The organism is Mycobacterium sp. DL99 (assembly GCF_004762045.1).
In the GTDB taxonomy this organism is placed as follows: Bacteria; Actinomycetota; Actinomycetes; order Mycobacteriales; family Mycobacteriaceae; genus Mycobacterium.
This window is the reverse complement of the sequence record NZ_SJOM01000007.1, coordinates 5,159,168-5,182,798: the sequence shown is the minus strand read 5'-3', so window position 1 is coordinate 5,182,798 and position 23,631 is coordinate 5,159,168. Positions and strand designations below refer to the sequence as shown.

18 protein-coding genes are annotated in these 23,631 nt (G+C 66.9%); 9 read left to right on the top strand and 9 right to left on the bottom strand.

Features of this window, described 5'->3' with window-relative positions; genetic code table 11:
- Window positions 1-193 precede the first annotated feature (193 nt).
- Window positions 194-547: an ArsR/SmtB family transcription factor gene (locus EYZ64_RS25275; protein ID WP_135457780.1), complete on the bottom strand. Its 354-nt coding sequence runs from the start codon at window positions 545-547 to the stop codon at window positions 194-196.
- A gap of 105 nt (window positions 548-652) precedes the next feature.
- Here EYZ64_RS25275 and EYZ64_RS25270 point away from each other — a divergent pair, with 105 nt between their 5' ends.
- Entirely contained in the window at window positions 653-2,596 is a 1,944-nt protein-coding gene (locus EYZ64_RS25270; protein WP_135457778.1) for a heavy metal translocating P-type ATPase, read from the top strand.
- Window positions 2,597-2,666: 70 nt separating this feature from the next.
- Here the strand turns inward: EYZ64_RS25270 and EYZ64_RS25265 are convergent, their stop codons facing one another.
- Window positions 2,667-4,547, bottom strand: coding sequence for a propionyl-CoA synthetase (locus EYZ64_RS25265; protein ID WP_135457776.1), 1,881 nt, complete (start codon window positions 4,545-4,547; stop codon window positions 2,667-2,669).
- Window positions 4,548-4,727: 180 nt separating this feature from the next.
- Between EYZ64_RS25265 and EYZ64_RS25260 the strand changes: the two genes are divergently transcribed.
- Window positions 4,728-5,918 carry a cytochrome P450 gene (locus tag EYZ64_RS25260; protein WP_135457774.1) on the top strand — a complete coding sequence of 397 codons (1,191 nt, stop codon included), beginning with the start codon at window positions 4,728-4,730 and terminating at the stop codon, window positions 5,916-5,918.
- Between the two features lie 70 nt (window positions 5,919-5,988).
- Here the strand turns inward: EYZ64_RS25260 and EYZ64_RS25255 are convergent, their stop codons facing one another.
- The 6 genes from EYZ64_RS25255 to EYZ64_RS25230 are packed head-to-tail and all read right to left on the bottom strand — an operon-like array spanning window position 5,989 to window position 14,012.
- The gene (locus tag EYZ64_RS25255; RefSeq protein ID WP_135457772.1) at window positions 5,989-6,690 is read right to left on the bottom strand and encodes a response regulator; all 702 of its coding nucleotides are present in this window, start codon (window positions 6,688-6,690) and stop codon (window positions 5,989-5,991) included.
- On the bottom strand, window positions 6,687-9,224 hold the full coding sequence (locus EYZ64_RS25250) for a DUF4118 domain-containing protein (protein ID WP_135457769.1): 2,538 nt from the start codon (window positions 9,222-9,224) through the stop codon (window positions 6,687-6,689). The genes EYZ64_RS25255 and EYZ64_RS25250 overlap by 4 nt, the downstream gene beginning before the upstream one ends.
- A gap of 19 nt (window positions 9,225-9,243) precedes the next feature.
- Entirely contained in the window at window positions 9,244-10,104 is an 861-nt protein-coding gene (locus EYZ64_RS25245) for a potassium-transporting ATPase subunit C (protein WP_135457767.1), read from the bottom strand.
- Between the two features lies 1 nt (window position 10,105).
- Window positions 10,106-12,253 carry a potassium-transporting ATPase subunit KdpB gene (kdpB, locus tag EYZ64_RS25240; RefSeq protein ID WP_135457765.1) on the bottom strand — a complete coding sequence of 716 codons (2,148 nt, stop codon included), beginning with the start codon at window positions 12,251-12,253 and terminating at the stop codon, window positions 10,106-10,108.
- Window positions 12,253-13,923 carry a potassium-transporting ATPase subunit KdpA gene (gene kdpA, locus EYZ64_RS25235; RefSeq protein WP_135457762.1) on the bottom strand — a complete coding sequence of 557 codons (1,671 nt, stop codon included), beginning with the start codon at window positions 13,921-13,923 and terminating at the stop codon, window positions 12,253-12,255. The genes kdpB and kdpA (EYZ64_RS25235) overlap by 1 nt, the downstream gene beginning before the upstream one ends.
- The gene (locus EYZ64_RS25230; protein WP_019347277.1) at window positions 13,923-14,012 is read right to left on the bottom strand and encodes a potassium-transporting ATPase subunit F; all 90 of its coding nucleotides are present in this window, start codon (window positions 14,010-14,012) and stop codon (window positions 13,923-13,925) included. Before EYZ64_RS25230 ends, kdpA (EYZ64_RS25235) begins: the two co-directional genes overlap by 1 nt.
- A gap of 374 nt (window positions 14,013-14,386) precedes the next feature.
- On the opposite strand from EYZ64_RS25230, the gene kdpA (EYZ64_RS25220) reads away from it, so the two are divergent.
- The 7 genes from kdpA (EYZ64_RS25220) (at window position 14,387) to EYZ64_RS25190 (ending at window position 21,131) form a co-directional block, all read left to right on the top strand.
- On the top strand, window positions 14,387-16,045 hold the full coding sequence (kdpA, locus tag EYZ64_RS25220; protein ID WP_135460244.1) for a potassium-transporting ATPase subunit KdpA: 1,659 nt from the start codon (window positions 14,387-14,389) through the stop codon (window positions 16,043-16,045).
- Between the two features lie 139 nt (window positions 16,046-16,184).
- Window positions 16,185-17,042 carry a type III PLP-dependent enzyme domain-containing protein gene (locus EYZ64_RS25215; RefSeq protein ID WP_167857962.1) on the top strand — a complete coding sequence of 286 codons (858 nt, stop codon included), beginning with the start codon at window positions 16,185-16,187 and terminating at the stop codon, window positions 17,040-17,042.
- Window positions 17,039-17,767, top strand: coding sequence for a type III PLP-dependent enzyme domain-containing protein (locus tag EYZ64_RS25210; protein ID WP_135457758.1), 729 nt, complete (start codon window positions 17,039-17,041; stop codon window positions 17,765-17,767). The genes EYZ64_RS25215 and EYZ64_RS25210 overlap by 4 nt, the downstream gene beginning before the upstream one ends.
- Window positions 17,768-17,886: 119 nt before the next feature.
- Window positions 17,887-18,621, top strand: a complete 735-nt coding sequence (locus tag EYZ64_RS25205) for a type III PLP-dependent enzyme domain-containing protein (RefSeq protein ID WP_286175122.1) — start codon at window positions 17,887-17,889, stop codon at window positions 18,619-18,621.
- Window positions 18,622-18,737: 116 nt separating this feature from the next.
- Window positions 18,738-19,928, top strand: a complete 1,191-nt coding sequence (locus tag EYZ64_RS25200; protein ID WP_135460242.1) for an FAD-dependent oxidoreductase — start codon at window positions 18,738-18,740, stop codon at window positions 19,926-19,928.
- A 10-nt stretch (window positions 19,929-19,938) separates the two neighbouring features.
- Entirely contained in the window at window positions 19,939-20,511 is a 573-nt protein-coding gene (locus tag EYZ64_RS25195; protein ID WP_135460241.1) for a DUF4389 domain-containing protein, read from the top strand.
- On the top strand, window positions 20,508-21,131 hold the full coding sequence (locus EYZ64_RS25190; RefSeq protein WP_135457756.1) for a class I SAM-dependent methyltransferase: 624 nt from the start codon (window positions 20,508-20,510) through the stop codon (window positions 21,129-21,131). Before EYZ64_RS25195 ends, EYZ64_RS25190 begins: the two co-directional genes overlap by 4 nt.
- On the opposite strand, the gene EYZ64_RS25185 is transcribed toward EYZ64_RS25190, so the two are convergent.
- Window positions 21,118-23,517: an ABC transporter permease gene (locus tag EYZ64_RS25185; protein WP_286175333.1), complete on the bottom strand. Its 2,400-nt coding sequence runs from the start codon at window positions 23,515-23,517 to the stop codon at window positions 21,118-21,120. The genes EYZ64_RS25190 and EYZ64_RS25185 overlap by 14 nt on opposite strands.
- Window positions 23,518-23,631: the final 114 nt, after the last annotated feature.

Here is a 23,631-nt window from a genome sequence, read left to right as displayed (position 1 = left end):
TGCCGCCGGTATGGCCGACAGCAAACTCCCGAGGATGGGCGGATATCAACATATAACGACTTCACAATAGTTCGGGTCACCGCGAAAATAAAGGATTCCGGCAACGGTGCGAGTCTTGCCACGCGGCCTGTTCCGGGTCGGCGTTCTCGGGTGAACAATCCGTGAAACTCTTTGGCTGCAGCGGACTTAAGGACTAGGCAGAGGTTTCGCGGGCGCCGAGCCGGAGATGTTCGATGTGGTAGATGGCTTCATCGAGCAGTTGCGCGACATGGCTGTCGTACAGCCGGTACACGATATTGCGGCCGGACCTGTCGCCGGTCACCAGGCCCAGTGCCCGCAATAACCGGAGTTGGTTGGAGACTGCGGGCTGCTCCATGCCTACCGCGGCGGACAGCTCGGTGACCGAGCATGGCGATTCCCGCAGCCGGGTCAGGATCAGCAATCGGTTGGGGGAGGCGAGGGCCTGTAGGGTCTCGGCGACTTTGGCCGCTGAGGCCGCGTCGAGGGACGCTGCCGGCGTCGCGCGCCCCTCAACTCCGTGGCCCATGGCATTCATTCAAGCATGCGGGCAAAACATCGGTGATACATTTCAATCTCTACATGTATAAATGTCTACGATGTGTGTGGCGACGATGAAGGGGAGGCGCGATCCATGACCGCTGTGTCGATCGACCGGCCGTCAGTGCGTGACGGCGACGCCCGGCCCGCCGGTGCGCGCGGTCTCGGCAGGTGGATCTGGTCCCTGGACTCCGTCCGCTGGGCCGTCGCGGCCCTGGTGTTGATGCTGTGCGGAGTGGTTGCGCAATTGGCCGATGCGCCACAACCGCTGTGGTGGACGTTGTATCTCGCGTGCTACCTCGCCGGCGGTTGGCAATCCGCGGTGTCCGGCGTGCAGGCGCTGCGCGACCGCACGCTCGATGTCGACCTGCTGATGATCGTCGCGGCGATCGGTGCGGCGGCCATCGGGCAGGTGTTCGACGGCGCACTGTTGATCGTCATCTTCGCGACGTCGGGCGCGTTGGAGGATGTGGCCACCGCGCGCACCGAACGGTCGGTGCGCGGTCTGCTCGACCTGGCCCCACCCGATGCGACCCTTCTCGAGGACGGCACCCAGCGCGTCGTCGCCGCAGAGGCGTTGCGGCCCGGCGATCGCATCCTCATCCGGCCCGGCGAACGGATCTCGGCGGACGGCACCGTGATCGGTGGGTCGTCGGACGTCGACCAGTCCTCGATCACCGGTGAACCGTTGCCGGTCGCCAAACACGTGGGCGACGACGTATTCGCCGGAACGCTCAACACCTCTGGGGCGCTGCAGGTCACGGTCACGCAGGACCCCTCGGGCACGGTGATGGCGCGCATCGTCGCAGCCGTTGCCGCGGCCTCGGCGACCAAGGCCACCACGCAGCTGTTCATCGAGAAGGTCGAGCAGCGCTATTCGGTAGTCGTTGTGGTCGCGACCCTGGCGCTGTTCGCGGTACCGCTGGCGCTGGGCGCCGACGTGCGCTCAACTCTGTTGCGCGCCATGACGTTCATGATCGTGGCCTCGCCATGCGCGGTCGTGCTCGCCACGATGCCGCCCCTGCTGTGCGCGATCGCCAACGCCAGCCGTCGCGGCGTCTTGGTGAAATCCGCGATCGCCATGGAGCGGCTGGCCGATACGGACGTCGTCGTACTCGACAAGACCGGAACACTGACCACAGGCGCGCCCCGGGTATCGCAGGTTGTGACGGTCGCCGGTACACCGGCTGATCGGGTGCTCGCAACCGCAGCTGCCGCAGAACAATTCAGCGAACACCCGATCGGGCGGGCCATCGTCGCCGAGGCTGCGTCCCGCGGCATCACAGTGCCGGAAGCCGGCGGCTTCACCGCCTGGCCGGGCCGCGGAGTGCGGGTGATCGTCGACGGACGCCCGGTCGAGGTATCCAGCCCCGCAGCGTATTCGGGCCCGGCGATCCCGGCTGTGACCGAGATCGAGGCCACCGGGGCGACCGCCGTCATCGTGGCCGTCGACGGTCTCGCGATCGGGGTACTGGGGCTGCATGATCAGGCTCGCCCGGGCGCGGCCGCTGCCGTGCGGGCACTGCGTACCCTCACCGGACGCTCGCCGGTGCTGCTCACCGGTGACAACCGCGTGGCGGCGGCGCAACTGGCCGGGCAGTTGGGAGTCGAGGACGTGCGGGCCGGGCTGCTGCCCGAGGACAAGGCTGCTGCGGTCCGCGAACTGGAATCCGGTGGGCGGCGGGTTCTCATGGTCGGCGACGGGGTCAACGACGCGCCGGCCATGGCGTCCGCCCATACGTCGATGGCGATGGGGCGCAGCGGTGCCGATCTCACGGTCGACACCGCTGACGTCGTCACCGTCGGCGACGATCTGTCGGCGATCGCCTCGGTGGTCGCGCTGTCCGAGCGGGCCCGGCGGCTGGTCATCGCCAACCTGGTCATCGCGGCCACCGTCATCACCGTCCTGGTGACCTGGGACCTGTTCGGGCACTTGCCGTTACCACTGGGCGTGGCCGGTCACGAGGGCTCGACCATTCTGGTCGCCCTCAACGGGCTGCGGTTGCTGCGCAACCGCGCCTGGCCCCGACTTTCCTAGCGCGAGCAGACGCAAAACTGCCCAAAATTAGTGGATTTGGGGCAGTTTTACGTCTGCTCGGCGGAAGGCCTCAGGGGCGCAGGACGTCCTTGAGCGCGTCGAGCACCGCGGGATCCTCGATGGTGGAGGGCACCGGCTCGTCCAGGCCGTCGGCGATACCCCGCATGGTCTTGCGCAGGATCTTGCCCGAACGGGTCTTCGGCAGCGCCGCGACCACGTCGACCTTCTTGAAAACCGCCACCGCGCCGATGTTTTCCCGCACCCGGTCGACGAGCTCCTGGGTGATCCCCTCAGTCGAGGCCCCGGTCTTGAGCACCACGAAGCCGCGCGGCACCTGTCCCTTGAGTTCGTCGGCGACACCGATCACCGCGCATTCGGCCACCGAGGGATGGTCGGCCAGCACGGCCTCGATCGATCCGGTCGACAACCGGTGTCCGGCAACGTTGATCACGTCGTCGGTGCGGCCCATCACGAAGAGGTAGCCGTCGGAGTCCACGTAGCCGCCGTCGCCGGTGAGGTAGTACCCGGTGAACGCCGACAGATAGGCCGCGACGTAGCGGTGGTCGTCGCCCCACAGTGTGGGCAGTGTGCCCGGGGGCAGCGGCAGCTTGATGCAGATGGCGCCTTCCTCGTCGGCCTCGCACCGGGTGCCGTCGGAACGCAGGATCTGTACGTCGTAGCCGGGCATCGGCACCGTGGCCGAGCCGGCCTTGATCGGTAGAGGCTCGACGCCCATCGGATCTGCAGCTATGGCCCAACCGGTTTCGGTCTGCCACCAGTGGTCTACCACGGGGATGCCGAGTTTGTCGGCGGCCCAGTGATAGGTGTCGGGGTCGAGGCGCTCGCCGGCCTGGAACAGGTACTTGAGCCCGGACAGGTCGTAATCGGCCAGACGTGTGGCGTCGGGATCTTCCTTTTTGATCGCGCGGATCGCGGTCGGGGCGGTGAACAGCGCCTTGACGCCGTACTCGGCGGCCACTCGCCAGAACGCCCCGGCGTCGGGGGTGCCGATCGGTTTGCCTTCGTAGAGAACGGTTGTCGCGCCCAAAAGCAATGGCGCGTACACGATGTAGGAGTGGCCGACCACCCAGCCGACGTCGGAGGCGGCCCAGAACACATCGCCCGGCGCCACGTCGTAGATGTGGCGCATGCTCCACAGCAGGGCCACCGCGTGCCCGCCGTTGTCGCGGACGATGCCCTTGGGTTTACCGGTGGTGCCCGACGTGTAGAGCACGTACAGCGGGTCGGTCGCGGCCACCGGCACCGGATCGGCCGGTGCGGCGTCGGCCATCAGTTGCTGCCAGTCGTGATCGCGCCCGTCGATCAGCTCGCACGGACACTGCTCGCGTTGCAGGATGACGCAGGCCCGGGGCTTGTGCTCGGCGATCTCCAGTGCCGCGTCCAGCATGGGCTTGTACTCGACGATGCGCGTCGGCTCGATGCCGCAGGACGCGCTCACCACGACCACCGGGCGGGCATCGTCGATCCGGGCGGCCAGTTCGTGCGCGGCGAACCCGCCGAACACCACCGAGTGCACCGCGCCGAGCCGGGCGCAGGCCAGCATTGCGATGACGGCCTCGGGCACCATCGGCATGTAGATCACCACCAGATCGCCCTTGTTCACCCCGAGCCCGCGCAAGGCCCCGGCGAACCGGGCGGTGGCGTCGCGCAACTCGCGGTAGGTGTACGTGGCTTTGGTGCCGGTGACGGGGGAATCGTAGATCAGCGCGGTCTGATCGCCGCGCTCGGCGACGTGCCGGTCCAGGGCATTGGCGCAGGTGTTGAGCTCACCGTCAGGGAACCAGCGGTAGAACGGCGGGTTGGTGTCGTCGAGTATGCGCTGCGGCTCGGACGTCCAGGTCACCGCTTTGGCGGCGTCGGCCCAGAAGGCGGCCGGGTCGTTGAGGCTGGCCTCGAAGAGACCACGATAAAGGGCACGATCACCTGACATACCGGCACCGTAGCGTGTCCGGCCAGTCGAAATCGGTGATTGTCGCTGGTCGGTGGCCTGCCCGCGCCCGGTGGTCGCTCACGCGCGGTCACCGGTCGTTGCGCGGCAATTCGGGTAGCGCGGTACTCACGCCGATGCGGGTGGCCGGGGTCAGGATTGCCGGGACGACGAGGAGCCGGCATGACTGTCGACATCGACTACGACCCGTACAACGTCGAGATCGCGCGCGACCCTTATCCGACCTACCGCCGGTTGCGGGACGAGGCGCCGCTGTATTACAACGCAACGCACGATTTCTTCGCGGTCAGTCGCTACGGGGATGTCGAGCGGGCTCTGATCGACCGCGACACCTTCATCTCCGGGCGGGGCAATGTCCTGGAATTCATCAAGTCCGGTGTCGAGATGCCGCCCGGCATCGTCGTCGCCGAGGATCCGCCCAGCCACACCATCCACCGCACCCTGATGTCGCGGGTGTTCACCCCGCGCAAGGTGGCCGCACTGGAACCGGCGATCCGGGTGTACTGCACCGAGTACCTCGATCCGCTGACCGGCGCCGGGCGGTTCGATGTGATCAGTGAGTTCGCCGCGCAGATGCCGATGCGGGTGATCAGCATGCTGATGGGCATTCCCGACGCCGACCAGATCGCGATCCGCGAGATGAGCAATGCCAACATGCGCACCAAGGCCGGACGCGGCATGCGGATCAACGAACAGAACATGGCGCTGGGCGGGGCTTTCGCCGACTACATCGACTGGCGCGTCGAACATCCGTCCGACGACATCATGACCGACCTGCTCAATGTCGAGTTCGAAGACCAGACCGGCACCCGGCGCCGGCTGACCCGGCGCGAACTGCTGACCTATGTGCACGTCATCGCCGGGGCGGGCAACGAAACCAGTGCCCGGCTGATCGGATGGACGGTCAAGGTGCTCGCCGAGCATCCGGATCAGCGCCGGGAATTGGTGCGCGACCGGTCATTGGTGCCCAACGCAATTGAGGAGATCCTGCGGTTCGAGAACCCGGCGCCGCATGCGGCCCGCTCCCTGGCAGTCGATGCCGAGTGGCACGGGCACACGGTTCCCGCCGGCAGCGCATTGTTGATCGTGATGGCCGCGGCCAACCGCGACGAGCGCCGCTACGCCGAACCGGACCGTTTCGACATCCACCGCGACATCGGTATGCACCTGGCGTTCGGGCACGGAGCGCATTTCTGCCTGGGTGCCGCGCTGGCCCGCATCGAGGCCCGCATCGCGCTCGACGAGATACTCACCCGATTCCCAGACTGGGACGTGGATCTCGACGATGCGGCGTTGTCACCCACGTCGACGGTGCGTGGGTGGGAGCGGTTACCGATGCTGGTCACCACTTAGCGCGAGCAGACGTAAAACTGCCCCTTTTCACGTGAAAAGGGGCAGTTTTACGTCTGCTCGGCGGAAGAAGTCACTCCTGGAAGCGGTACCCCATCCCCGCCTCGGTCAGCAGGTGCACCGGATGTGACGGATCATTCTCGAGCTTGCGACGCAGCTGCGCCAGATAGACCCGCAGATAGTGGGTTTCCTTCGCGTAGGCCGGTCCCCACACTTCGCGCAGCAGTTCTTCGCGGCCCACCAACTTGCCTCGGTTGCGCACCAGCATCTCCAGCATGCCCCACTCGGTGGGGGTCAGGTGCACCTCGTGGTTGTTCTTGGTCACCTTCTTGGACGCGAGATCGACGGTGAACGAGGAGGTTTCGATGACGGGCTCATCGGTTTCGGACGCCGCCGCGCCGCGGCGCACCGCGGCGCGCAGCCGGGCCAGGAACTCGTCCATGCCAAAGGGTTTGGTGACGTAGTCATCGGCGCCGGCATCGAGCGCCTCCACCTTGTCGGACGAGTCGGTGCGGGCCGAGAGCACGATCACCGGTGCCGACAGCCAACCGCGAAGGCCGGCCAGCACCTCGATGCCCGACATGTCGGGCAGGCCGAGATCGAGCACGATCACATCGGGCCGGTGATCAGCGGCGGAGCGCAGGCCCTGCCCGCCGTTGGTGGCGGTGTCGACCTCGTAGCCGCGCACCGACAGGTTGATCCGCAGCGCACGGAGGATCTGCGGTTCGTCGTCGATCACCAGGACGCGGGTCTTGGCGGGATTGGTGGATGTCATGCTGATTCGTCCTTCGGCGGTGCAGCAAGGTCGATTTCGACGGTCAGGCCACCGCCGGGGGTATCGGTCGCCGAGATGGTCCCGCCCATGGCTTCGACGAAGCCGCGGGCAACGGACAGGCCCAGCCCGACGCCGATGCTGGTGTTGTGATCGCCGAGGCGCTGGAACGGCGCGAACAGTTGTTCCTCGGCCCCGCGCGGCATTCCGGGCCCCTCGTCGATGACCGCGATCAGTACCCGGTCGGCCACCTGCCCGGCGCTGACCCGGATCGGCCCGTCAGGGGCATACCGCAGGGCGTTGTCGATCAGATTGGCCAGCACCCGCTCCAGCAGCCCGGCGTCGGCCATCGCGACGGCATCACCGACCTCGACCTTCACCCGGTCCAGACCCTCGCGGGTGAATCCGGTGGCACCCTTGCTGATTCCCAGCAGCGCGCGCTGCGTCGTCTCCTCCAGGTACACCCGGCGCAGCTCGGGGCGGACCACTCCGGCAGACAGCCGCGAGGAGTCCAGTAGGTTGCCGACGAGCGCGGTGAGTGCGTCGACGGATTCCTCGATGGTGGCCAGTAGTTCAGCGGTGTCCTCGTCCGAGAAGTCGATGTCCTCGCTGCGCAGGCTGCTGGCCGCCGCCTTGGCCGCGGCCAGCGGGGTGCGCAGGTCATGGCTGACCGCGGAGAGCAGCGAGCGGCGCAGTTCATCGGCCTGCGCGATGGCCTCGGCCTTGCCGGCCTCCTCGGTGAGCTCGCGCTGTTTGACCAGTCCGGCAGCCTGTTTGGCGACGGCGCTCAGCACGCGGCGATCCCGCGCGGCCAGTTTGCGTCCCGACATCAGCAGCCAGAACTCGTCGTCCCCGACTTCGATCGCGGTGTCGGCGGTGTCCACGTCGGCACACGGCTTGGTGCCGACGCAGGCCACGATCTCTGCGGTCCCATTGTGTTCCCGCAGCAGGCTCACCGCCCGTTGGGAGTACGTCTCTTGCAGCCGTTCCAGCAGGGTGGTCAGGTCGGCACCGCGCAGCACCGACCCGGCGAACAGCGTCAACAGCTCGGCTTCCTGCGAGGCCTTCCTGGCTTCGCGGGCCCGGCTCGCGGCGCCGTCGACCAGCGCCGCGACCGCCACCGCGACCAACAGCAGTACGACGACGGTGACCGCGCTGTCGGGTTCGGAGATGGTGAACGTGTGACGCGGGTCGACCAGGAAGTAGTTCAGCAGCAGCCCGGACAGCAGGGCTGACAGTCCGGCAGGTGCGACGCCGCCGAGGAGTGCGACGATCAGCACGCCGATGAAGAACAGGGCGCTCTCGCCGCTGACCCCGAGGTAGGGGTCCAGCAGGGTCACGATCGCCACGCAGATGGCCGACGGAACCACAAGGCTGGCAAGCCAGGACGCGATGTGGCGCTGCCGTGGGGTGGCCGTCGACCAGCCGAAGCCGCGGCGGGCCTGCTCATGGGTCACCATGTGCACGTCGATCTTGCCCGAGTGCTGCACCACGGCGGCACCGATGCCCTCGTCGAACATCCGGGCCCACCGGGACCGCCTCGACGTGCCGAGCACCAACTGGGTGGCGTTGCGTTCGCGCGCGAAATCCAGTAGCGCCGTGGGTACGTCGTCTCCGACGACGGTGTGCAGGGTGGCACCCAGGCTCAGGGCCAGCTCTCGCACCTTGCCCATCTGGGGGGCCGAGACACCCGACAGTCCGTCCCCGCGAACGACGTGCACCACCATGAGTTCGGCACTTGATTTCGAGGCGATGCGGGATGCCCTGCGCACCAGCGTTTCCGACTCGCTGCCGCCGGTGACGGCGACCACCACGCGTTCGCGGGCTTCCCAGGTGTCGGTGATCTTGTTGTCGGCGCGGTACTTGGCCAGTGCGGCGTCGACCTGGTCGGCCAGCCACAGCAGGGCCAGTTCTCGCAGCGCGGTGAGGTTTCCGCGCCGGAAGTAGTTCGACAGGGCGGCGTCGACACGTTCGGGTGCGTACACGTTGCCGTGGGACAGCCTGCGGCGCAGCGCCTCCGGGGTGATGTCGACCAGCTCGATCTGGTCGGCTGCCCGGACCACCTCGTCGGGAACCTTCTCCTGCTGCTCGATTCCGGTGATCTGGGTGACCACATCGTTGAGGCTTTCCAGGTGCTGGACGTTGACGGTCGTGATCACGGTGATCCCGGCGTCGAGCAGTTCCTCGACGTCTTGCCAGCGCTTGGGGTTCTTGCTGCCCGGGGTGTTGGTGTGGGCGAGCTCGTCGACCAACACCACCTGCGGATGGCGGGCCAGCACCGCAGCTACGTCGAGTTCGGGGAACTGGCCTCCCCGGTACTCGACGTAGCGCGGCGGAATGGTCTCGATGCCGTCGAGCAGATCGGCGGTTTTCTTGCGCCCGTGCGTTTCGACCACCGCGGCAACCACGTCGGTGCCGCGTTCGAGCCTGCGGTGCGCCTCGCCGAGCATCGCGTAGGTCTTGCCCACGCCGGGAGCTGCGCCCAGATATATGCGCAGCTCTCCGCGTTTGGCGGGGCCGGTCGACGGCGTGTTCACAAGACCATCATCCTCGTGCCTACAGCGAGTCGAGGGCGATGTTGAGTTCGAGCACGTTGACCCGCGGTTCGCCGAAGAAACCGAGGGTGCGTCCGTCGGTGTGCTGGCCGACCATGGCGCGGACCAGATCGGGGTTGAGACCGCGGGCCTTGGCCACCCGGTTGACCTGCAGATCCGCGTAAGCCAACGAGATGTGCGGGTCGAGCCCGCTGCCGCTGGCGGTCACCGCGTCGGCCGGCACCTGCGGATCGGCAGGCGCGCTGCCGCGGATCGGCACGATCTGGCCGGCGCTGTAGTCCTCGCCCGCCTTTGCACATTCGACCCGCACGCCCTCATAGCTGTTCAGGAACGGCGTCTTCGTGGTGTCGCACGGCTCGTTGACGCTGACCACCTGAGTCGGGTGCACGACGTTTCCGCGGGCGTCCCGCGGCCCGATCACCGACAGCACCGCGCCGACGCCGCCTCCGGTGCAGAACGGGCGGGCGCCGTCGACGCCGTCGAGCTCGCCGACGGCGGCGCTGCGAGAGCACACCTGGGTGAGCAGGCTCGGCTTGTCCGGAGTATCGACGACGCTTTCCGGGCCGAGGTTGCTCGCGCTGGTGGCCATGGGGTCATACCCGTCACCGGCCATCGACGGACGGCTCTGGAAGTAGCGGGGCAGGGGATTGCCGTCGGCGTCGGTGAAGGACTGACCGATCAGGCTGCTGCCCACCGGCTTTCCGTTCATATCGATCAGCGATCCGTCGGCCCGGTCGCGTAGCCCCGGGATCTGAGCCACCAGCCAGATGAAGACCGGATAGCCGATACCCAGGATCACCGTGAGCACCAGCAGGGCCCGCAGGGCGGCTGCATGTTGGCGAAGCAGGTTGGAGAATTTCATGTCACATTCCCGGGAAGAGTTGGACCACCAAGTCGATCAACTTGATGCCGATGAACGGTGCGATGATGCCGCCGAGGCCGTACACGTAGAGGTTGCGGCTCAACAGCTTGGACGCACTGCTGGGGGTGTATCGAACACCCTTGAGTGCCAACGGGATCAGCGCCACGATGATGATCGCGTTGAAGATCACCGCGGACAGGATCGCCGATTGCGGGCTGTGCAGCCGCATGATGTTCAGCAGATCCAGGCCGGGGAACAGGGCCACGAACAACGCCGGGATGATCGCGAAGTACTTCGCGATGTCGTTGGCGATCGAGAAGGTGGTCAGTGCCCCGCGGGTGATCAGCAACTGCTTGCCGATCTCGACGATCTCGATGAGCTTGGTCGGGTCGGAGTCGAGATCGACCATGTTTCCGGCCTCTTTGGCCGCCGAGGTGCCGCTGTTCATCGCGACGCCGACGTCGGCCTGGGCCAGTGCGGGTGCGTCGTTGGTGCCGTCACCGGTCATGGCGACGAGCTTGCCGCCGGCCTGCTCCTTCTTGATCAGCGCCATCTTGTCCTCGGGCGTGGCCTCGGCGAGGAAGTCGTCCACACCGGCCTCGTCGGCGATGGCCTTGGCGGTCAACGGATTGTCTCCGGTGATCATCACGGTGCGGATGCCCATGCGGCGCATCTCGTCGAAGCGTTCCCGCATGCCCTGCTTGACGACGTCCTTGAGGTGGATGACGCCGAGCACTTCGGCCTTGCCGTCGACCACATGTCCGACCACCAGCGGCGTGCCGCCGGCGGCGGAGATCCCGTCCACGATGTCGCCGAGTTCGGTTGGTACCAGGCCGCCTTCGGAGCGGATCCATTCGGCGACCGCGCCCGCCGCGCCCTTGCGCAGCCGGTGGTCGCCGGAGAGGTCGACGCCGGACATCCGGGTGTTGGCGCTGAATTCCACCCAGTGCGCCTGGTCGAGTTCACCGGGTGTGCGACCCCGCAGACCGTACTGCTGCTTGGCGAACACCACGATCGAGCGGCCCTCGGGGGTCTCGTCGGCCAGGCTGGACAGCTGTGCCGCATCGGCCAGTTGGGCTTCGGCGACACCGGACAGCGGTACGAAGGCCGCGGCCTGGCGGTTGCCGAGCGTGATGGTTCCGGTCTTGTCGAGCAGCAGGGTGTTGACGTCGCCGGCTGCCTCGACGGCGCGGCCGGACATGGCCAGCACGTTGCGCTGCACCAGCCGGTCCATGCCGGCGATGCCGATCGCCGAGAGCAGGGCGCCGATGGTGGTGGGGATCAGGCACACCAGCAGCGACACCATGACGATGCCCGAGATGCCGTTTCCGTTGAGCGCGAGGGTGTCTGCGACGCCCGGGTTGTTGACCTTGGAGAAGATGGCCAGCGGCTGCAGGGTCGCGACGGCGAAGACGAAGATGATCGTCAACGAGGCCAGCAGGATGTTGAGCGCGATCTCGTTGGGGGTCTTCTGCCGGTTGGCGCCCTCGACGAGGTTGATCATCCGGTCGATGAAGCTCTCGCCGGGCTTCTGGGTGATCTGCACGACGATGCGGTCACTCAACACCGTGGTGCCGCCGGTGACGGCGCTCCGGTCGCCACCGGACTCCCGGATGACGGGGGCCGATTCACCGGTGATCGCCGATTCATCCACCGAGGCAATGCCTTCCACGACATCGCCGTCTCCGGGGATGACCTGGCCGGCCTCGACCACGACGACATCGCCCTGCTGCAGCAGCGGAGCGGCGACCTCTTCTTCGCGGCCGGGGTTACCCGGAGCCCAGCCCGTCAGCCGGCGGGCCATGGTGGAGGTCTTGGTCTTCCGCAGCGACTCGGCCTGGGCCTTGCCGCGCCCCTCGGCGACGGCCTCGGCCAGGTTGGCGAAGATGACCGTCAGCCATAGCCAGATGACGATCAGCCCGGAGAACCAGGATGGGTTGAGGACGGCCAGGATGGTGCTCCAGACCGCGCCGATCTCGACGATGAACATGACGGGGTTGCGCCACAGCGTGCGTGGGTTGAGCTTGCGCAGCGCATCGGGCGTCGACTTCCACAGCATCTTCGGGTCCAGCAGACCGCCCTTGATTCGCGTGGAACCAGTGGGTTTCGACTGAGCGGCGGACGGTGAATCGAGGGTAGGTACTGACATCAGTGAATTCCTTCAGCAAGGGGCCCGAGCGCAAGCATGGGCAAGAAGGTGAGGGCGACCAGGATCAGCGTGACGCCGGCGACCATGCCGACGAACTGGGGTCGATGGGTGGGCAACGTGCCGATGGATTCGGGCGTCTTGCCCTGTTTGGCCAGTGATCCGGCCAGTGCCAGCACGAAGATGATCGGCAGGAATCGGCCGAACACCATCGCGAGGCCGAGGGCGGTGTTGTACCACTCGGTGTTGACGCTGATACCGGCGAAGGCGGAACCGTTGTTGTTGGAGGCTGAAGTGAACGCGTACAGCACTTCCGACAGACCGTGTGGTCCGGTGTTGAGCATGCCTGCCCGTTGACCGGGCATGGCCATCGCCACCGCGGTGCCGGTCAGCACGAGCAACGGTGTGATCAGGAAATACGTTGCGGCTAGCTTGATCTCCCGCGGGGTGATCTTCTTGCCCAGGTATTCCGGGGTGCGGCCGACCATCAGCCCAGCGACGAACACCGTGATGATCGCCAGCACCAACATGCCGTAGAGGCCGGAGCCCACACCGCCGGGAGCCACCTCACCGAGCTGCATGTTGAACATCGTGATCATGCCGCCGAGGCTGGTGTACGAATCGTGGAACGAGTCCACCGCACCGGTCGACGTCAGCGTGGTCGCATCCGCGAACACCGCCGAGTTGGCGATGCCGAACCGCTGCTCGACGCCTTCCATCGCGGCGCCGGTGGCGGTGGGGACGGTGCCATGAGCCTGCAACTGGAACAGCATCATCAGGCTGACGCTGACGGTGGCGATGACCGCCATCGCGGCGGCGATCGCGTAACCCTGCTTCGGGCTGCCGACCATGCGGCCGAAGGTCCGCGGCAACGAGAACGGGATCATCAGGATCAGGAAGATCTCCACCCAGTTGGTCCAGGTGGTGGGGTTCTCGAACGGGTGCGCGGAGTTGGCGTTGTAGAAGCCGCCGCCGTTGGTACCGAGCAGCTTGATGACTTCCTGGCTAGCGACCGGGCCGCCCGGGATGGTCTGGGTGCCGCCGACGAGCGTGTTGACGACCTCACTGTGCAGGGCGAAGTTCTGGATGGCGCCTCCGCCGACCAGGATCAGCGCGCCGACGACCGAAATCGGCAGCAGGATACGCAGGTTGCCACGCACCAGGTCGACCCAGAAGTTGCCGAGCTCACCGGTGTTGCGCCGGACCAGGCCACGAACGAAGGCCATCGCCACGGCCATGCCGACTGCGGCTGAGACGAAGTTCTGCACCGCCAGGCCGGCCATCTGCACCAGGTGGCCCTGGGTGGATTCACCCGAATAGGCCTGCCAGTTCGTGTTGGTGACGAAGCTGATGGCGGTGTTCCAGGCCAGCGCCGGTGTCATCGGGGTGCCTGGATCGTTCAGGTGCAGCGGCAACTTGCCTTGCACCAGCTGCAAGATGAACAGGAACAGGACGCTGATGGCGGAGAAGGCCAGCACGCTGCGGGCGTAGGCGCCCCAGGTCTGTTCGGCCTTCGGATCGGCGCCGATCAGCCGGTAGATGACATGTTCGGCACCTGAGTGCTTGTCGGTCGTGTAGACGCGGTACATGTAGTCGCCGAGCGGCACGTGGACAGCCGCGACCGCGACGATGAGAACGACGAGGAAAACGATCCCCGCGGTTGTAGTAGTCACTAGAACCTCTCCGGAAACAGCAGCGCCGCGAAGAGAAACAGCGCGATCAGGATCGCCAGGCCCAGGCCGACGACGTTTTCGTAGCTCACAGTCCCTCGACCAACTTCTGCACCAGGCCCAGCAGCGCAAAGATCGCCACTGTCAGCACGATGAACACCACTACGGACATGGGTTCTCCAACACGTTTTTGGGGCCGCCGGATCTCGGCGACTGATCAAGCGTCCGTCTGTTGCGGTCGGCCGGCGACGATCTTTATGTCTTCTTTACGCTCGGCTGCCGGACCTTTACGGGTTCTTTCCCGGGGACCGCGGAGGCCCTCGTCAACGGCGTAAAGATGGCGTCAACAGCGCCGGGTTGCGGCGTAGGAAATGCGTAATCGCCGTCGAATTCCCGCGGCGCAGGTTCCTACCGTGTGCCGAGAGTGTCGCCGCGTGAAGGAGCTGGAGCCATCGACAATCCATCGTTGTGGGGAACGGCGGCCTGGGGCCAGCTGATTGCGATCGCTGTCCTCGTCGTATTTCTGCATGTCCCGCTGGGTAACTACATCGCGGCCGTGTACACCGCACGCACCGATTGGCGGGTGGAGCGGCTGATCTACCGTCTGGTTGGGGTGCAGCCGGACGGTCAGCAACGTTGGACGGGCTACCTGAGCGCGGTCCTGGCATTTTCAGCGGTCAGTGTTCTGCTGCTGTACGGGCTGTTGCTTTTTCAGGTGCATTTGCCCGAACCGTGGGGCCATAAAGGGATGACGCCGGCATTAGCGTTCAATACGGCAATTTCATTTACGACCAATACCAGTTGGCAGAACTACCCGGGCGAGGCGACTCTCGGTCACGTCGGTCTGGTGGCGGGCCTCGGTGTTCAGGCCTTTGCGAGCCTCGCGGTCGGCATGTGCGTTGCGGTGGTATTGATCCGCGGGCTGGGACAGTATCAGAACCAGGAGATCGGCAACTTCTGGGTGGATCTGGTGCGCACTGTGGTCCGGATCCTGCTGCCGCTGTCGGTGATCGTCACGCTGATCCTGCTGGCCCTCGGTGTCGTCAACAACATCCATGGCGCCCAGGACGTTTCGACCATCGCCGGTGGCAGCCAGACGTTGCTCGGTGGTCCGGTGGCCACGTGGGAGTCGATCAAGTTGATGTCGGGTGACGGTGGTGGCGCATTCAACGTCAACAGTGCGCATCCCTTCGAAAACCCGACACCGTTGACCAACGTCGTGGAAATCGTTGCGATGCTGCTGATCCCGGTGGCGTTCCTGCGGACCTTCGGGGTGATGGTCGGGGACCGCAGGCAGGGTTGGGCGCTCTTCGCCGTCGTCGCATCGCTGTACGTGCTGGCGACGGTGGCACTGGTCGCGGCGACGTCGGTGCCGCACGGCACCGTCGTAGATGCGGTGGGTGCGCCGGTGGAGGGCACCGAGATGCGGTTCGGTGTGCCCGGGAGCGCGACATTCGGCCAGGCGGCCACGGCGACCGGGGACGGCGCCGCGAACTCGTCGTACGACAGTTTCGCCAGCCTCGGGGGCGCGGTGCTGATGCTGAACATGATGCTCGGCGAGGTGGCCCCCGGTGGTGCCGGCAGCGGCCTGTACGGCCTGGTGATGATGGTGCTGCTGGCGGTATTCCTCGGCGGGCTGATGGTCGGCACGACACCCGAGTACCTCAAACAACGCCTACAGGCCAGGCACATGAAGCTCGTCAGCCTGTACCTCCTGGCCCTGCCGATCGCGGTCCTGGTCGGCACCGCGATCGCCATGGCGCTGCCCGGCCAGCGCGCGGCGATGCTCAACACCGGGCCGCACGGGCTCTCCGAGGTGCTGTACGCCTTCACCAGTTCGGCGGCCAACAACGGCAGTGGCTTCGCCGGGTTCAGCGGGAACACCACCTGGTTCAACGTCGCGCTGGCGATCGCGATGGTGATCGGCCGCTTTCTGCCGATCATCGCGGTCCTGGCCATTGCCGGGACTTTCGCCGCGCAACGTCCCGGTGTCGTCACCGCCGGCACGTTGCGGACCCACACGCCGACCTTCGTCGTGCTGACCCTGGCCACCACCCTGCTGCTCGTCGGATTGGAGTTCCTACCGGCGCTCGTGGTCGGTCCGGTCGCCGACGCGCTGCAGTGATCAAGGCCGCGTCAAGGTTGGGCCCCAAGGTGTCAAGAGACCGCAAAGAGCCTGGTGGCCGGTGCTCCGATTGCGGGATCGTCGGAGGATGGCCACTGGCAACGGGCCAGGGCCGCGTTTGAGGAAGAACAAGTTCCCGGTGACTCTCTCGGATTTCCTGATGCACGTGTGGTCCGCACAGACACCCCGCGCCCGCGCGGCCGTGAGCGGAGCCGATGTCTTCCGAACTCCCGCGGCCGACCCTCGGGGCGAGGACCTGGTGCGCTACCAGAACTACCGCAGAGCATTCCGCACTGCGGAGGTGCCCCTGCCTGCCGCGGTTCTGGGCAATAGCGCGGTGGCCAAGTGGGCGAGGGATCAGCAGGTGAGTATCGATGTGCGTTCAGGAGCCGACATAGCGGGCGTGGTCGCGGCAAGCATTCCGCTCTCGCATGTCACGGTCTTCGCCGATGGACTCCGTGAGCCGGAGTTGCGTGCGGCGGCCAACCTCGGGTTCGGCCACATCGTGGTCGGCACGGTTCAGCAGATTGAGATCCTGAGATCGGTTGTCGTGCAAAAGCAGGACGTAGTCATCCGGATGTCCGACGCGAGCGTGACCATGCGCGCGCTGACCGGTGCCGTACCGTGCGGCTTCAGATTCGACAGCAACGAGTCAGACGCCGCGATGGCGGCAGTCGTCGGGCACGACAGGCTGAATCTGGTTGGGCTGCATTGTGACATCGGTACCGGTGACGACGATTTCATCAGCTACCCGGCCGCGATCGGGCAGATGATCGCCGAGATGACCCAGGTCCGTCACGACCACGGTGTCCTGCTCACCCGTCTCGGGCTCGGCTGCGGCCGGATCATCCCACCCGTGACATGGGCGGCTGAATTGCAGCGGATCGCCACAGAGATCGACGAGTCGCTCGACGATGCCTGCGGAACGCTGAGATTCCCGAGGCCGTTGGTGGTTCTTTCCACCTCCGTCGCGATCGGGGGACTGAGCGCAGCGTGACCACCTATTACGTCGAGCAGCCCCAGGCGTTGCTGGACGAGTCCGTGGTACTGAGGCGTTGTGCGTTGTGGCGCAGCGCTTTCAAAGGATCGTCGGTAAGCTACCCCGCTGAACTGCTGAGCTTCGAACCGGCCGCGGCCTGGATACGCCGCCACCGTGTCACCGTCGATGTCCTGACCGCAGCGGAGCTCAACCTGGCCCTCGCATCGGGCATCCGGTCGTCACAACTCGTGATGCACCCGCGCAACGCGGCCGCGATAGCGAGCGCCGGGATGGGGCAGGCCGCGCGGCTTGTCGTGGACTCCGATCAGCAGGCCGCAGCCCTCGCCCGCGGCGCGCAGCGGCGTGAGCACGTGCTCGTCGGTATGGGCAATGAAATGCCTGCTGTGGTCGCCGAGGTGCTGAAGCACCGTCAGCTTGACCTCGTGGGTCTGCACTGCACGCCGGACCCGGCGCATGACCCGATCGGGCTCGGGGCATTGCGATCGGCGCTTGCCGACATGGCCGTGATCAGGCGCAGCCATTCGGTACTGCTGAGCCGGATCAGCCTGGCGGGCATGGACGGTGGCCTGTTCGGTCTGCATCCGTGGGCGCTGCGCCGGGTGGCCGATGCGCTCGGTGAGGTGCTCGACGAGCAGTGTGCGCGCTACCGCTTCCCGCGGCCGGCGCTGACCGTGGCCCCGTCCGTTCACGCATTGTTGCCGCGGGATATCAACGCCGCGTGAATGTTTCGTCCAGTCGCGTCAAGACCCCGCAAATATCCTGGCCCAGCCATGGTGGCAGCGGAAGGCTCGAAGCAGGCGCCTGCGGCACTCGGCCGCGGCGCGGTGAAGAAGAGGTTCTGGTGACACTGACGACAGGGTTGTGGTCCACATCGACGGCGATGCCGCCGCGCTCGCCCGAGCACGAGGCGATGCACCGGTGCGCCACGTGGTGTCGCTCGCTTGATCCCGTTGAACTGGCCCTGCCGGCCGGGGCGCTGCGGGACAACAGCGTGGCCAGATGGGCCCGCGATCACGGTCTGGCGGTCGAGGTGCGCAGCAGCGGAGATCTGGCGGCGGCGATCGGGACGGGTATCCATCCGATGCGCCTGGTGGTGCACGCCGAGGGTTTCGACGGTGACGAACTGGTGTTCTGTAGCGCCAACCTCGGGGTGGGCCGGGTGGTGGCCAACAGCGTCGAGCAGGTTCATCTGCTGGTCTCCTGTGCCGTGCGGCACCGTCGGCAGCGAGTGATCCTCGGTGCGACGGCTGCCGACACAGTGAGCGCGGTCCTGAACGGGCCTCGGCTCGACCTTGTCGGTATGTATCGCGAAATCGGTTCGGGTGAGGACTGTTTCACCGGTTTTCCGGAGGCGGTCGGTGACGTGATCAGGCAGATGGCTGACATTCGCCGGACACACGCTGTCGTGCTCACTCGGGTGTGGATCGGCGGCGGTGGGCTCGACTTCACCACGGGCCCCGATGACCTGTCCGAGCTGGGCCGATCCATCGAGATGACACTCGATGATGCCTGCGCGACGCTGCGTTTCCCGCGGCCGGTGGTGGTCATCTCGGCGGGGCTGGGCGGATCTCGCTAGGCCGGAACCGAACAAACCTGTACAGCGGCCCTGCACCGGACATAAATTGAGCCGTGGGCTCCAATCGGCCCCAGGGTCGGCACCACGTCCAGTCAGCGCCGCAAGGGCCGCTGCGGATCCTCGTTGTCGGCGCCGGGGTGGGTGGCATCTCCATCGCTCGCGGATTGTTGCGGGACGGTCATGACGTCGCGGTGTTCGAGCAGCGCCCTGAGGTGCGGGCCGGTGGCGGCGCCGTCACCATCTGGTCCAACGGCGAAACTGTGCTACGCCAGCTCGGTGTCGGGATGAAGGGCGCCGGTCAGGAGCTGTCCACCGTGCGGGTGATGACGTCGACGGGACGCCCGATGACCACCCTGGACGTGACGGCGATCGTGAATCGGATGGGCGCGCCGGTTCGAATGGTTCCACGCCGGGTGCTGCTCGAACGCCTGCTGGAAGGTTTTCCGGCCCAACGGATTCGGTGCAATTCTCAGGTGGTCGGGGTCGCAAACGGCAGCCGTGGGGTGCGGGTCGATTTCGCCGACGGCAGTTGTGCCGAAGGAGATCTGGTGATCGGCGCGGACGGCCTGCACTCCAAGGTTCGCGAGATCGTCGGCGCACGGCACGCGGAGCCGACGGGCTGGTGCAGTTGGCAAGGACTGGCCACGCTCCCGGACGGGGCGGATCGGCGCGTCGCCTTCGTCATCGTCGGGGAGCACGGGAACCTCGGCCTGTGGCCGGCCGGAGGCACCGAGGTGCAGTGGTGGTTCGATCTGCCGTGGTCGCCGGACTTTGTCAGGCCGGAACGCCCGATCGAGGTGATCCGCGCCAATTTCACCGGGTGGTCCGAGTTGGTCGATCGCGTGCTCGCGACGTTGACCGACGCTGATCTGGCCCGCTCGCCCTATCCGCATTTCCGCCATCCCATCCCCGGGCCGGGCCACGGCGCGTTGACGTTGTTGGGCGATGCGGCCCACACGATGCCGCCGACGCTGGCGCAGGGGACCAACCAGGCGTTGCTCGACACGATGGTGTTGTGCAAGGCGATTTCGGATTTCCGCCGGGATGCCAACGGCGATCTGCTCGGCGCGCTGCGCTGGTACGAGAAGACCCGCCGACGCCGGGTCGCAGCGGTATCCCGGGTGGCCTCGTTGCAGGTGTCGCACGGTGAGGCCGTGCTGCGGCCGGCGGCGATGGTCCCGGACCGGGCCATGACCTGGGTGTTGGCGACGTTCCTGCGGGCGGTGAGCCACCGCCGGATGGCCGCTGGAATCAGCCGTCACCTCGCCACGGCGACGACGGCCGGCAGTGATGAACATGCCCGCTGAGGCCGTGCGGGTGCGGGGTGCGATCGATGCGCCGTCGAACCGGCTGTGGCTCGTCAAGTGGTGCGTGCTGGCCTTTCCGCACTATCCGATACTGATCGGTCTCTACCTGGTGTACCCGTTGGCGGTGTTCGCCGCGGGTATCGCGATCCTGTTCACCGGCCGGTATCCGCGGCGTCTGTTCGATTTCAACGTCGGAGTGTTGCGCTGGTCGTGGCGGGTGATGAATTACCGGTTCCCGATGAACACCACCGACCAGTACCCCCCATTTACCCTCAAACCCCGGGCCGACTATCCGGGCGATCTCGAGGTCGACTATCCCGAGGAACTCTCAAGGTGGGCGGTGCTGGTGAAGTGGTGGCTGTTGGGGCTCCCGCAGATCATCGTGTGCTGGGCGATGGAGCCGCTGCTGCAGGTGATCTGCGTCATCTCCGCGGTGCGGTTGCTGGCCCGGGGGAAGGTCTCGCAGAGCATGTTCGACCTCCTGATGGGAATCGTGCGATGGCGTTACCGGGTCGCCGTGTACGTCTCGCTGATGAGGGACGAATACCCACCGTTTCGAATGGACCTGGGGGGCGTGGATTGAGGCGTCGTAATCCGTTGTTCCCGTACGTGTATCGGTTCGGCATGCCGGTGTTCGACCGGCTGTTCTATCGCCGGTACCGCCGGGAGGCGATGAGCCATGCGACGGGCCGCTTGCTGTTGGTGGGGCTCGGCCCGGGAACCGATCTGCTGTTCCTGCCTGCCGCGGTGACCTCAGTGGCAGCGGTGGAGCCGGATGCGGCGATGCGGCGGATGGCGTGTGCCCTGGCGCGGCGCCACGGTGTCGAGGCCGATGTCGTCGACGGATCGGGTGAATCGATTCCTTTTCCGGACAACAGTTTCGACTCGGTCCACGTCGGTCTGGTGTTGTGTTCGGTCGACGATGTGGCGGCCACGCTCGCCGAGATCCGGCGCGTGCTGGCGCCCGATGGCCGGTTGGTCGTGCTCGAGCACGTACGCGGTGAAGGCTTGATGGGACGGTTCCAGGACCTGATCGCGGGACCGTGGTCGTGGTTGTCGTCGGGCTGCGAGCCGAACCGCCGCACCGTCGAGGCCATCGCCGCAGCGGGATTCGACACCAGCGGCCTACGCAGCACCCGCCGGACGTTGGTGCCGCCACCATGCACGCCCCATCTGCGGGGAGTCGCGACTATTCGACGCTGACGGCCTCGATGATGTTGAGCCGCGCGGCCCGTCGCGCCGGCGGCAACGACCCCAGCAGGCTGATCGCCAGTGCGCCGAGAGTGAAGACCAGCGCCATCGGACTCGGCCGGAACGTGACGTTGAAATTCATGATGTCCCCGCTGACCAGGCTGAACAGCCACTGATCGACGAGCCCGATCAGCAACCCCAGGACTCCGCCCACGATGCCGATGGCCGCTGCCTCGGCCAGCACCATGGCCAACGTGTAGCGGCGGCTGGATCCCATCGCCCGCAGGACCCCGATCTCACGGCGCCGCTCGAGCACCGACAGTGTCAGTGTGTTCAGCAGCGCGACGGCGGCGACGAACACCACGATGATCCACACGGCATTGGCGATCAGCATGCTCTGGTGCAGCGGCGCCTCGAGGCCGGCCAGCGCGGTCCGGCCGCCGTAGGTGTAGTTCGGCGCGGGCACCACAGCTCGGACGTCGGCCAGTAGCCGGTCGCGATTGGTGCCCTCGGCCGCGGTGACCTGCAGTGTCGTCGCGCCCGGCCGGTCGAACCACGCGCGCATCTGATCGAGGCCCATCCCGACGGTGCCGATCACCGTCGAGAAGTAGGGCACCAGGGCCAGCACCGTCGTGCGCTGCGGGCCGTGCGGGGTCTGCAACTCCAGTTCGTCACCCACCCGGACGTCGAGCGTCTTCCCCAGATTCTGCGAGAGCACCACGCCGCGGCCGGCCAGCGCGTCGGTGCGGACCCGGTCATCGAGGGCGCGGAAGAGGGCGTCGTGGCTGCCGGCGGCGAATCCGTCGAGCATGACGCGGGTGCCGCCGACGACGGCGAAACCCAGGGCCCCTTCGGTGACCGTCGCGACCCCGGGCACCCCGGCCACCTTCTCGGAAAGACCTTGCGGCAGTAGGCCGGTGGGGTACTGGTCGGGCGAATTGGCACTCACCCAGACGTCGACGCCGGCGACCGGCGCGAAGACGTCACGCGCCGACCGGATCATGTCGTTGTTCGTCCCGGTTATCACCACAGTCGTGACGACGGCGATCAGCACGGTCATCACGGTCGCCCACACGCGCCGCGGGGCACGTTCGACCGTCGCCGCGGCGAGGGCTCCGGCCGAGCCGAACAGGCGCGCCACGGCGGCGGTGGCCTTGACGATGGGCCCGGCGAGCGCGAAACCGAGCGCGATCTGCGCGGTGAACAACGCGGCGATGGCCACGAACGCCAGGGATCCCGGTTGGTAGAACACGATCAGGATCGACGCGGCCAGCGCCGCCACGGCCGCGATTCCGACGGTGACGCGCAGCCAGCGCGGAACGTTGTCCGCGGCCGACACCCCGACCGGGGCCAGCGCCTCGATGGGCGAGACCTTGTACACCTGCCGGGCCGCCATCGCCGACGCCGCCACACTGGTCAGTGCGGTGGCGGCGATGGCCACCGGGATCGCGTAGCTGGGCAGCCAGTACTCGATGCGGGCTTCGAGGCCCTGAGTCACCGTCGGTGGAAGCCGGCCGATCGCCATGCGGCCCAGTGCTATTCCGAGCAGGGAGCCGACGGTGCCGCCGATCAGCCCGAGGATCGTCGCCTCGGCGAGCATGTCGCGGACGATGGTCGCGCGCCGGCCGCCGATGGCGCGCAGCATCGAGATGACCGGGCGGCGTTGGGCGATCGCCATGGTCATCGTCGTGTAGATCAGGAACGCGCCGACCACCAGCGCGACCGCCGCGCCCATCAACGCCATGTAGTTCATCAACTTGACGCCGTCACCGGCCCGGGCGGCCCGCAGGCTCGGCGCGGCGACGATGGCCCGGCCGTTCACGGCCGCGGTGACCTGGTCGCGAACCGTGTTGAGGTCGGCACCCGGCGTGGTGGTGATCAGGATCGAGTCGAGCTGCCCTTGTCGGCCAGTGACGGTCTGCGCCAACGGAAGTGGGGCCAGTACGTAGTGGCCGCCGTTGAGGTCCGCGAGTTGCTTGCCCTCAAGGACCTCGGCGACGGTCACCGATCCCGAGCCGAGTTGGAACGTCTCGCCTTTCGCGTGACCGACGGCGGGCCCGACGCGGACACCCTCGGCCGTGCCGGACGGCGCGGCAACGTGCACCCCGACCGCATCTTTCAGCGCGCCTTCCAATGCGCGGCTGCGGTCGTCGGCGCCGAACAGCAGCACCGGCTCGGTCGCGGTGGGCGCGGACATCCGGATCATCGGTGCGGCGGTGGCGACGCCCGGAACCTTGGCGACGTCGGCCAGGACGGAGTCGGGGAATCCCGCGTCGGTGACGCCCGATACTTCGAGCGCGGCGATGCCGGCGACTCCGTCGGCGAGCCGGTTCACCGACCCGGTGATCGACCCGAAGATGCCGAGGATCGCGACGAGATACATTGCCGACACTGCCATTACGGCGATCGAGGCGATTGTGCGCCGCCGGTGCACGGTGAGTTCGCGCAGGCTGAACACCCGGAGCCGACTCGCTGCGGCAGCTATCGCGGAGGGGTGTCTGGGGTGCTCCTC

Excerpts from the sequence above, each read along its gene's own strand:
- EYZ64_RS25275 (WP_135457780.1), bottom strand. The coding sequence starts at position 547 with ATGGGCCACGGAGTTGAGGGGCGCGCGACGCCGGCAGCGTCCCTCGAC.
- EYZ64_RS25270 (WP_135457778.1), top strand. The coding sequence starts at position 653 with ATGACCGCTGTGTCGATCGACCGGCCGTCAGTGCGTGACGGCGACGCC.
- EYZ64_RS25265 (WP_135457776.1), bottom strand. The coding sequence starts at position 4,547 with ATGTCAGGTGATCGTGCCCTTTATCGTGGTCTCTTCGAGGCCAGCCTC.
- EYZ64_RS25260 (WP_135457774.1), top strand. The coding sequence starts at position 4,728 with ATGACTGTCGACATCGACTACGACCCGTACAACGTCGAGATCGCGCGC.
- EYZ64_RS25255 (WP_135457772.1), bottom strand. The coding sequence starts at position 6,690 with ATGACATCCACCAATCCCGCCAAGACCCGCGTCCTGGTGATCGACGAC.
- EYZ64_RS25245 (WP_135457767.1), bottom strand. The coding sequence starts at position 10,104 with ATGAAATTCTCCAACCTGCTTCGCCAACATGCAGCCGCCCTGCGGGCC.
- kdpB (WP_135457765.1), bottom strand. The coding sequence starts at position 12,253 with ATGTCAGTACCTACCCTCGATTCACCGTCCGCCGCTCAGTCGAAACCC.
- EYZ64_RS25185 (WP_286175333.1), bottom strand. The coding sequence starts at position 23,517 with ATGGCAGTGTCGGCAATGTATCTCGTCGCGATCCTCGGCATCTTCGGG.